Origin of the sequence: Microcoleus sp. OTE_8_concoct_300 (genome assembly GCF_031383065.1) — a bacterium.
GTDB lineage: Bacteria > Cyanobacteriota > Cyanobacteriia > Cyanobacteriales > Microcoleaceae > Microcoleus.
In genome coordinates, this window is the sequence record NZ_JANMZH010000100.1 from 1 (window position 1) to 9,943 (window position 9,943).

Here is a 9,943-nt window from a genome sequence, read left to right on the forward strand (position 1 = left end):
CGCGATAAATTCGGTTTAGCAATTTCAAGGAAAGTGGATTAATATCTCGAAGTAAAAACATATAAAATCTCTTTAAATACAACTTACTACTTTAGTATATCATATTAGTTATTTATGTAATTAATTTTGTTTAACTACTTAAGCTGTTGTGCATTTGAATAGAATGTCAACAAACAATTCGGTGTCTTGTGGGGTGGGCGTCTCGCCCGCCCTGAATATGCAATTTAAATGCGTGACAGGTTATCAGTCAAATTAATTTGTAGTGAAGAATGCAAGTCTTCTGCTTTTTATTAAGAGTTGCATTCTTCACTACAAACCTAATTCTATCAATGTCCAAAAATATCCGTCAGGTGCAATGAAGGAAAAACTTTGCTCCCCAAATTCATTAGCGACTATTTCTGTAATTTTTTGTGCATTGCTGGCTTTGACTCGCTGAAAATATTCTGCAATACTAGACACTCGATATGTGTACAGCGACATTCCCAAACATCCGGGATTGGCGCGATCAAATCGATCGCCTAGTGCGATCGAACTCGGGAACCTCAGAATATGCAGTCTACCCGATCGCGCGGCCTGAAAATCTGTTTTCGACGATCGGGGGTCATCAAAAGCTGTCACCACGTATCCTTCCCCAGACTGAAGCTCAAAAATCTCCCTTCCGGCGAGGGAAGACTCAAAGGTAGTTTCTACATCGTCGCGCGCCCGAATCAACCCCAGAACTTCTTCATAAAATAGCAGCGTTTCTTTGCTGTCATCTTGAATTACCATTCCCATGTGGGTAATTTGACTGGTTTTTAAAAGAGCATTTGAATTGATTTTCCCGTAATTAGGCAAAGCATAATTGAATCTTTGAAAAAAAACTTGCCGACTCAAAGGCTGCAAAAGCATCATCTCACGCACTCCGACAGCCGCCTCCACAAAAGGACACGGTTTTCGCTCTTTGTTGTAAAGAATCTTCCACTGTGGGGATGTATATTTGACTGGCCAATTGGCAGATGCAGACTCTTCGGCATGGTTGAGGATATTCAACAAATCAGCAGTTAAAGTAGCTGCCCAACGGTTGCCTTTCACCTTCATTGACGACATTTGCAAACCATCGTTTGTAGGTTTTTCCCAAATCATCAAGCGAATTAATCCGTGATCCGCATCTTGGTGATAGAGTCGAATCGATCGCACTTTTGAACTAACTCCATATAATTCGCGAGCCTCGGATGCGGATAATTCTCCGATTTGACCGATCCGATATCCAAATTGCTCCCAATATTGCAGTTGTGGAATCGCATCGGCTACGCCAATACACACTTCGTAAATGCCTGCGATGGAAAGGGGCTGCACTTGATTCATACTTTTTGAAACATAATTTACGCACTTTTACATCGGAGTGTTCGTTGTGAGAGTTCTAAGCGAGATATATATAGGCAAAGCTTTGCAGGGTGTTCCAAGCGAGATATATAGGCAAAGCTTTGCAGGATGCTCGCACTCCTAAAAAAACGCTTTTTACAAAACCGGGATGCTTCCGATACATCGCTGCTCAAACCAAGATTTATTAGAATAAACCGGGTTGATGAGCGTTAATCTTAGAAAGAGTAAACTCGCCCTTTTTCATCAATATAAACTGACCGATCTTGCCTGGTGCGGCTGTCTGATCTGGTGATGCGAATCGTCACAATATTTTTCTGCGAGTCAACGTTATAGTCGTATTTCAAAGTTGTGGTTCCTGTTGTGGCATTAATCGGAATATTGGCAATGTCGCCGGTGCGATTACTGATGCGAACACTGAGGTTTTTGCTGGTTCCGACAGGCAAGGATGACAAGTTGGCACCTGATTGACCGTATTCTAGGTTTAATCCAGTTTCATTTAAGAGTCTGAGGGTAATGTTGCGAGTATTGTCAACCTGCGCTTGAGGTTGCCAGAATCCTGGTTTTGTGCCACCGTCAGTTGCAGGTTGAGATAATGCTGGATGGGGATGCAGAAAGCCGAGGGTGGCAAGTATTGCTGCGGTTGCAATGATTTTTGATTTCACTGTTTGTACCTCCGGGTCAAGTGTTGGTGATATTTCTAGCATAGCTTTAAAATCGGATCTTTTGATAGCGGAAGGAAAAAGGAGGAAGAAGCAATCTTCAGCTCATGTTTCAGCAATTAATAATGTCCTCACCGTCGGGCGCGGTTGCTATATCTACTCAGAAACCGGGTTTCTGTAGTTGTTAATAGTCTTGGACGCACGGGTTATCTAGAAACCGAATTTCTGAGGGGGTGGCTGCTTGCCAAAGGTATGATTTAGAGTAGAAACCGGATTTCTGAGGTAAAGTGCATCCGGGAGTGGTTAATTGTTAATTATCGATCGAGCGACTTCTAGGATTAGGCGCTGTTCGGCGCGGACGATCGCCCTGCAAGTTTGTTCTACAGTATCGACATTGACCGAAATAGACGAAATCCCCCACCGCACGAAGGATTCAACTGTCTCGGGATACAAAGCTGGAGCGTCGCCACAGATCGAGCAAGGAATGTCGGCGGCCCGGGCCTGAAGGATTAATTGTTCGATCGCCCTCATCACTGCTCGATCGCGCCCGTTGAAAGCACCTGCTACCTGTTCGGAGTTGCGGTGAATGCCTAACAGAAATTGGGTTAAATCGTTGGTGCCGATAGAAATTCCTTGAACTCCTGCTTTTACATAATCTTGCAATAAAAATAACACCGAAGGAACTTCCGCCATAATCCACAGTTGAAAGTCGGCTGAGCGGTTTTTCCAAATAGTTTCTAAGCGCTGGCGGCAGTAGATAAACTCCTCAACCGAGCGCACGAAAGGCAAAATTAAATTAACATTTCTATGGCCTGACTCGCAGACTTTTTGAAGTACGCACAGTTCCCAATCAAATAACTCCGGTTCAAAGGTATAACTGAAACTGCCGTGGGGACCTGACTCGCGCAAATCCAGAGAGCGATAAAATATCGGCCGTGGCGAAACGCCAGCAGCAAATAAACTCAGGCAATCCGCCATGCGATCGACAAATTCCGATTGGCGGCCGTTTTGCAACCAAATTTTGGGGTTTTGACAGTCCAAAGCTTCCAATGCCATTAATTCCGATCGCAGCAATCCGATGCCGTCTATTGGCAGATTTTTGAGGCGGTCGATCGAACTTGTTTGGCTGACATTAACTAGTAGTTGAGTCGCCCTTGGTGCGCCCCAAACATATTCGGCAGACTCAGATTGTCGAGATTTAGGCCCTTCATTCGACGATCGATCTGAGCTTGAAGATTGATGGTTGGCTATTGACATTTTTGCGGCTGTACTGTATGTAGCTGCATTTTTTTCTGTGTCCCAAAGCCGGCCGCTGTCTCCTGTCTCGATCGCATCCTGTTGGACGAGGGCAAAAACTTCTCCGCTATCGCCGTCTACCAACACGGAATCGCCCGAGGCGATGACCCGAGTGGCCCCGGCAACTCCCACAACGGCGGGAATCCCCAATTCTCTGGCTAAAATGGCGCCGTGGCCTGTCATGCCTCCTTGTTCGGCAATGACCCCTGCTGCAACTTTCAGCCAAGGCAGCCAATTGGGATCGATTGTCCGGGCTACCAAAATGCTTCCGGCTAAGAATTCCGCGTTTTCTGGGTGGGAATTACTCATAACTTGGGCAATTGCTTCGACTTTTCCTGATGCTGCTGCCAAACCTCTGAGTATCGCAGGAGTTCGGGCTGGGGCGATCGAGTTTGGGTGCTCTCGGGCGATCGAATTTTCCTCTACAGACCGGACTTTTTGCCCTTTGACAAGACGAACTTGAGTGAAATAAAACTGCGGTTCGCTGCTGTTGGCTGTCTGGTTTAGCGTCCACTCCAAAATTAAATCCGAGTCAAATTCTGCGATCGCTTTTTTGCTCAATTCAATGATTTTTTTGAGTTGCGATTCTCCTAAAACGTATTCAGTTTGTGCTTCCTCTCCCAGCACCAAAACTTCCAGGCAACTGCGAGCAAAATCAGGAATTAGAAATGCAGGATCGGGGATTGGGGAAACAGCCCAATTGTCGATCGGCAGTTTTTTTGTCGGTTCTCCCTCGTCGGCTTTGATATTGTACGCTAATGTTTTGTAACCGAGCCGCTGGAATTTAACCGCGCCTGTTTCCGGCTGCACTTGATAGTAATCGGGGATGGTTTCTCCCCTAGCGAGGGACATTCCCAAACCGCAGGTGGCTTGGATTTCCCACGCTGCACCCGCCTTAGTTTTCACCTCGCCGGCGGCTATCGCTCCTTGAAGTGGCTGCACCAAAACTGCGGGATTGATTTGTTGTACCAGCAGGCCGCACCGCTGCCAGTAAAATAGACTTCGGGCTCTGAACAGTTCTGCCCAAGCTCGTTTGATCCCGGCCCCAATGGCTTCTGGTTCTGCCCGTACTGCGTGAGCTTCCAGGATTCCGGTGGTTTTCGGGTTCCAAGAAGCCAGCCCAGGGCGAAAAATTAAGGCTTTGGAGTTTGAGTTGATTTGACAAACAGCAGACTCTAGGTTGGAGAGCAGTGAATCTGGCAGTTTGCCTGCGAGGATTTGGTGGCGGATGCTGCGGGCGATGGATTGCAGTTGTCTGGGTTCATCGACATTTAAGTGCAGGGAAGAGTGTGGCCAGTCAGCAAACAGCGGTTCTAGGCAGTCGATCGACTCTAAAAACTCCCAGAATGTGGTAGCTGGCACGACAAAACCCGGTACAACAGGATGATTTTTCTGGAGCAAACAGCTCAAGTAAAATGCTTTTTCTCCCACTGCATCTCGGTCTGAAGGTTGAATTTTGTCTAACCAGTAGAGGTTTTTCACGCTGCGAGCCTGTCCGTGGAAACAGATTGAATTTGATAGTTTTTCCCATTAATCACTTACCACAATTTTAGGATGAACCAGCGAAAATGGACGGGATTAGTCAAATCTTTTCTCAATCTATTTCTTAAGTCTAACTGTCCTCTTTGTCAGCGACCGGCTGCCGGAGAGTTTTGTCCGTACTGTCACAAGCAACTTCAGCGATGTCAGTTAACCGAGCCCGGCCGATTTTGGCATTCAGAGCAGCGTGTTTTTGTGTGGGGTGAGTACGGCGGGGCTCTCAAACGGGCGATCGCCGCTTTGAAATATGACGGCAATCCGCAATTAGCCAAACCTCTAGGCGGCTGGCTGGCAGAAGCTTGGCTGAGTTTTCCGGAATTAGCTATAGACAATTTAACAGTTGTACCGATTCCCCTGCATCAAGAAAAGCTCAAGGAGCGCGGTTTTAACCAGGCGGAACTTTTGGCTGAAAGTTTTTGTGAGCTGACTGGTTTGCCTTTGCAGCGGCACGGTTTGGAGCGGGTGAAAAATACTCAGGCTTTATTCGCTCTGACGCCACAGCAGCGGCAAGCGGAAATGAAAAATGCTTTAAGTTTGGGGAAAGATTTTCGTCGCCGACGCCCGCGCGATCGAGTGCTGTTAGTTGATGATATTTACACTAGCGGTACTACGGTTAAGTCGGCAATTCAAATATTGAAGCTGTCGGGAATTTCGGTTTACGGAACTGTGGCACTTGCAACTCCGAATAAGAGCGATCGGTAAGCTGTGACTGGCTTTAATTTTAAACAGGTTTGTAGTGAGGGAATGATATTTATCGGGATTTGCTAAGAAAAAAAAATTGGAAAAACGAACCGCGAAGACGCGAAGGACGCGAAGAAAGAGAAGAAAGAGAAGGGAGAGTGTTTAGGCTGGATTGAGGATTGTTGGAGGCTCGGCTGCAAGCGGGAATTGGTTGCTGATGTTCCATCGGCTGCCGTCGTGAAGCAGTAAAGTTAATGCCGAAGCGGTAAACTCAAAGTGGAGCGATCGCCCGGAGAATTCCAACCAAGCTGTTTGAAAATTCTCCTTAGTTAAATCGCGAAACGCTACTGTCATGTGCGGTACAAATGGGCGACTTTGAGAAACTCGATCGACAATTCCCAAATTTGCCGACCTATAACTCATCAAATATGAGTGCATCTCCAGCAATTCGGGCGATTTGACAACATCAACGTAAATGACGCGGGGGGCGAAAGCGGCAAAACCAGATAGAGTAACGGGAATGGCCCGCCGATTTACAGAAAACTGGTTCAAGCTTTCCTCTAATTTGGGGACATCCTCCGCTAACGAGTGAAAAGGAGGTTGCAGCGTGATGTGCGGCGGCGAATTTAAAGCACCGCGGCTGTTGTAGTGTTCCGCAAAATACTGTTGAATCTCAGTAATGTGCTGTTCAATATCGGGAGGCGGCACTAGGGCAATAAAAAATCGCTGTTGTGACTGGTTCATGGGATAACATCGCAGTTAAGGAAAAATGGTGGAAAATGGAATATAGAGCATTGGCCCGCTTGCTCCATTGCTCCTCACCCATTCCCAATCTAAAATATAAAATCTAAAATCCCAAATAAAATGCCTTGGTTTGTCAAAATAGAGCAAGGAATTGTCGAAAAGCCTGTCTTTGACCAATACGTGCCAGCTCACAGAGCTTATGTCCGAGAGTTGATTTCTAAAGGACACCGAGCGAAAACTGGCTACTGGGCGCGGCGGGGCGGCGGTATGTTGCTGTTTGAGGCGGGTTCGATGGATGAGGCGAAGGCGATCGTCGCTGAAGACCCGCTGGTGAAGAACGGTTGCGTTATTTATGAAATTTATCACTGGTGTGTGGTTGAAGAATAAATAACTGTGTTATACTCACAAATGAACTGGATCCACGCGATTCCAACGCCCAAATCTTGTCAGGACCGGAAGGTAGCAGCAACACGGGATGCTTGTAATAGGCGTGGTCTCCGGTTCACCCAGTTTTATGAGGTGTAGTTCCTATGCCTGGTTTTGGAGATATTTTACAGAAAGCAGTTTACCTTGGTGTCGGGCTAGCTTCCTACGCTGGTGAAAAAGCTGGCAGCAAGTTAACTGAATTACGCACTGAAGCCCAAAAGCTGGCAGACGAATTAGTGAAGCGGGGCGAGATGTCAACGGAAGAAGCCCGTCGCTTTGTTGACGATATGGTACAACAGGCTCAGCAGCAGCCCCCCGTAGAATCGGCTGGCGACAAAAAACCGCCTGAACCTCGGCGGATTGAAATTGTTTCGGAGGAAGAAGAGGTTTCGCCAAAAGATACTAAAGAGGTCGGTGGCGTAGACAAGCTCCGCGAACAGGTGCAGAATTTACAAGAGGAATTGCGGCGGCTGAAGCGGGATTAAGCTGGAAAAAGCTCGCGCAGCAAAGCATGGAGGGAACTCAGGATAATAATCTTGAGTTCCCTTTTTGAATATCTGCCCTGTTAAACTTGACCGGATATCCGGCAATAGGTAATAGAATTGAAAGTAGGTGCGATCGCTTCGCATGAGGCTGGCTGCACCTGTCGGTAAAATATTTTGTAATAGCAAGCTCTCAAATTCATGGAAGATTGGTCTAAGGATTTTTTTGGAGTAATGGAAAATGCTGTTTCTGAAGTAGAGCATTTTTTCAGCGAAATGGGCGAAGAGTTTGTCGAAATGCTGGACGTTTTGGCAAAAATGTCGGAAGAATTTACTGAACAAGTACAAAATAATCTGATTAATGACATTGACGGTTATTTCAATGAATTTGACGGTTTATTTAATGAATTTATCGAACCGATAATAGAAATTTGCCGGGACTTCGACCCTGAGTTTGATGAGATAGATTTGTCGATGGTGACTTATGTAGACCCTTCGCCGACGCAGCAGCCGGCTTGTCGCGGTTGTCGCAACTATCACGGTCAAGTTTACGGGGGAAATTTGTTGGTTTGTGCGATGCACCCTACCGGTGTGGAATCGGAGAGTTGTGCTGATTGGGAAACTGACAGCGATATGAATTTTTAAGAGTTTTTGAGGGTTTAATGGCTTATGGTAACGTCAATTCAGTCTCCGTCAAAGATTTCTCTGGAAGAGTTTTTGTTGCTTCCAGAAACTAAGCCGGCTAGCGAGTATGTTGATGGTGAAATTTATCAAAAAGATATGCCCCAAGGAAAACACAGTACATTACAATCCGAGTTTCCATCTGTGATTAATCGAGTTGGAAAACCGCAGAAGTTAGCATTTGCTTTTACTGAATTGCGCTGCTCTTTTGATAGACGTTCTATTGTTCCAGATATCGCAGTATTCGAGTGGCATCGTATTCCTCTGAATGCTAAGAGAGAAATTGAAAATAGGTTTGAAACTCCGCCCGATTGGATAATTGAGATTTTATCACCGGATCAAAGTTCAACTCGCGTGATTAATAAGATTCTGTTTTGCCTTAAAAATAAGACTAAATTGGGTTGGCTGATTGACCCGGAAGAACGATTAGTTATTGTTTTTAAACCGCAGCAGGAACCTGAGATTAAAGAGAATGAAGATATTTTACCTGTACTGGATGTGCTGTCGGATTTGCAACTGTCGGCGGATGATTTGTTTGGGCTGTTAAGTTTCGATCGCCCGTGAGTTACAGTTGAGTATAGGGAATTTTGCATCTAACGGCATTTAAAGGTGAATCGCTCAACGGCTAATAATTCGCAATTTGGATTTCCGAAAATGCCGCCATCGCTGCAATTGCGACAGTATCAGCGAGTGGCGGTTGCTAATTGGTTTGCGAATCAGGGACGCGGTACGCTGAAGATGGCGACGGGTAGCGGCAAGACGATTACTGCACTGGCGATCGCCACTGAATTATACAACAAAATTAACCTGCAAGTCCTGCTCGTAATTTGCCCTTACTGCCACCTGGTGAATCAGTGGGCGCGCGAATCAGAGAAATTTGGTTTAAAACCTATTTTGGCTTTTGATAGCGCCCGCAGTTGGCAAAACAAGCTGGCTGCGGGTTTGTATGAAGTGCGAGCGGGCGATTCCCTACGGGATAGCTGCGCTTAACGGGCGTGTTAATTCCCTTTTGCTAAAAAATCAACTGTAGCCGCTGTTTTAGCAAAGAGAATGAGAGAATCAAACGTAAAGAATCAGAGCAGCAATAGAGAGTAGAGAACAAGTCTTTGCCTTCTCCCTCTGTGAGGATTTGCGACTGTGTTCACTGATACGTACTTGCTCAATGCTGAGAAATTTGACCAAGGTTTGAAACCCGAGGTAAGTATTTATACTGTCCTAATTCTTAAATACAAGTTTCTTAACATTTACATCTTGAGATAGATGTATTAATAGCTGAATGAGCTTATAATATTCTATACGTTTTAGCCGTTCTAAAATTAACCCAAAAACCGGAGGATATTCCAATGCAAAGAAGTGGCAAAGCCTTCGGCTCCTGCTCTCGCTGCGAAACAGTACCCGAAAAAATAGAGGACAGGGGAGGTCTATACCTGTGGTTTCCAGTATCGCACACGCTGAACAAGGTTATTTCTGCACTGACCCAGGCTAAACTTGAATTCCAGCTTTTAGAAGAGAGCAAGTGTTTGTACATTATGCTTGAGGGAATAGCCAAAGAAAAGTTTAGCACCCTAGCATCATCGGCTCTGACAAATCAAGAGTTGAAAGAGACCAAAGTTTTGTGGATGCGCGAAGTTGAAGAGCCGAAATTTAGCGATTTTTATCGCAGCACTTCCTTAAGCTCTTTTATTAACTTCAGCAACTCTGATTGGCTGTTAGATTTATTGTCCGAAGAACGCATTACTACACATTTTCAGCCCATTGTTTATACCTCAGATACTTCTAAAATTTTTGCCCAGGAAGCGCTACTCCGCGGAATTGACGAGCAGGGAAACTTAATTTATCCGGGTCGGATTTTTGCCCAAGCAGAATCAGCAGGCATAATTTTTCAACTAGATGCTTTAGCCCGGACTCGCGCTATCCACGAAGCCCATGTGCACGATATCAAAGAACTACTTTTTATTAATTTTTCTCCGACTTCAGTTTACGATCCCGCTACGTGCCTGCGAAGGACAGTACAGGCTATTGATGAATCGGGAATTCCTCACAGCAATATTGTTTTTGAAGTAGGGGAATCTC

Annotated in this window: 10 protein-coding genes, 1 other RNA gene and 1 pseudogene; 8 read left to right on the forward strand and 4 right to left on the reverse strand. The window is 45.7% G+C overall.

Annotated elements, in window-relative coordinates:
• Positions 1–309: 309 nt before the first annotated feature.
• From ACUVJL_RS04590 to ACUVJL_RS04600, 3 genes are all read right to left on the reverse strand, one after another.
• A complete protein-coding gene (locus ACUVJL_RS04590) occupies positions 310–1,344 on the reverse strand; it encodes a VOC family protein (protein ID WP_445244772.1) in 1,035 nt (344 codons plus the stop codon).
• Positions 1,345–1,577: 233 nt separating this feature from the next.
• Entirely contained in the window at positions 1,578–2,024 is a 447-nt protein-coding gene (locus ACUVJL_RS04595) for a hypothetical protein (RefSeq protein WP_445244773.1), read from the reverse strand.
• Between the two features lie 300 nt (positions 2,025–2,324).
• Positions 2,325–4,799 carry a putative PEP-binding protein gene (locus ACUVJL_RS04600; RefSeq protein ID WP_445244774.1) on the reverse strand — a complete coding sequence of 825 codons (2,475 nt, stop codon included), beginning with the start codon at positions 4,797–4,799 and terminating at the stop codon, positions 2,325–2,327.
• A 72-nt stretch (positions 4,800–4,871) separates the two neighbouring features.
• Between ACUVJL_RS04600 and ACUVJL_RS04605 the strand changes: the two genes are divergently transcribed.
• The gene (locus ACUVJL_RS04605; protein ID WP_445244775.1) at positions 4,872–5,558 is read left to right on the forward strand and encodes a ComF family protein; all 687 of its coding nucleotides are present in this window, start codon (positions 4,872–4,874) and stop codon (positions 5,556–5,558) included.
• Between the two features lie 141 nt (positions 5,559–5,699).
• Here ACUVJL_RS04605 and ACUVJL_RS04610 read toward each other — a convergent pair whose 3' ends face one another.
• Positions 5,700–6,281 (reverse strand): 2'-5' RNA ligase family protein, encoded by a 582-nt coding sequence (locus ACUVJL_RS04610; RefSeq protein WP_445244776.1) that lies wholly within the window; start codon positions 6,279–6,281, stop codon positions 5,700–5,702.
• A 120-nt stretch (positions 6,282–6,401) separates the two neighbouring features.
• On the opposite strand from ACUVJL_RS04610, the gene ACUVJL_RS04615 reads away from it, so the two are divergent.
• The 7 genes and pseudogenes from ACUVJL_RS04615 to ACUVJL_RS04645 all read left to right on the forward strand — a co-directional run.
• Complete coding sequence (locus ACUVJL_RS04615; protein WP_015179070.1) at positions 6,402–6,668, forward strand: YciI family protein; 267 nt, start codon at positions 6,402–6,404, stop codon at positions 6,666–6,668.
• A gap of 23 nt (positions 6,669–6,691) precedes the next feature.
• Positions 6,692–6,788: signal recognition particle sRNA small type (gene ffs / locus ACUVJL_RS04620), an RNA gene on the forward strand.
• 23 nt (positions 6,789–6,811) lie between these two features.
• Complete coding sequence (locus ACUVJL_RS04625; protein ID WP_445244777.1) at positions 6,812–7,192, forward strand: phasin family protein; 381 nt, start codon at positions 6,812–6,814, stop codon at positions 7,190–7,192.
• Positions 7,193–7,390: 198 nt separating this feature from the next.
• Positions 7,391–7,834, forward strand: coding sequence for a hypothetical protein (locus ACUVJL_RS04630; RefSeq protein ID WP_333122939.1), 444 nt, complete (start codon positions 7,391–7,393; stop codon positions 7,832–7,834).
• Positions 7,835–7,858: 24 nt separating this feature from the next.
• A complete protein-coding gene (locus ACUVJL_RS04635; protein ID WP_445244778.1) occupies positions 7,859–8,434 on the forward strand; it encodes a Uma2 family endonuclease in 576 nt (191 codons plus the stop codon).
• A gap of 90 nt (positions 8,435–8,524) precedes the next feature.
• Positions 8,525–8,833: pseudogene (locus ACUVJL_RS04640) on the forward strand (DEAD/DEAH box helicase family protein); the annotation flags it as partial.
• 380 nt (positions 8,834–9,213) lie between these two features.
• A partial coding sequence (locus ACUVJL_RS04645; protein ID WP_445244779.1) for an EAL domain-containing protein occupies positions 9,214–9,943 on the forward strand: 730 nt, incomplete at its 3' end.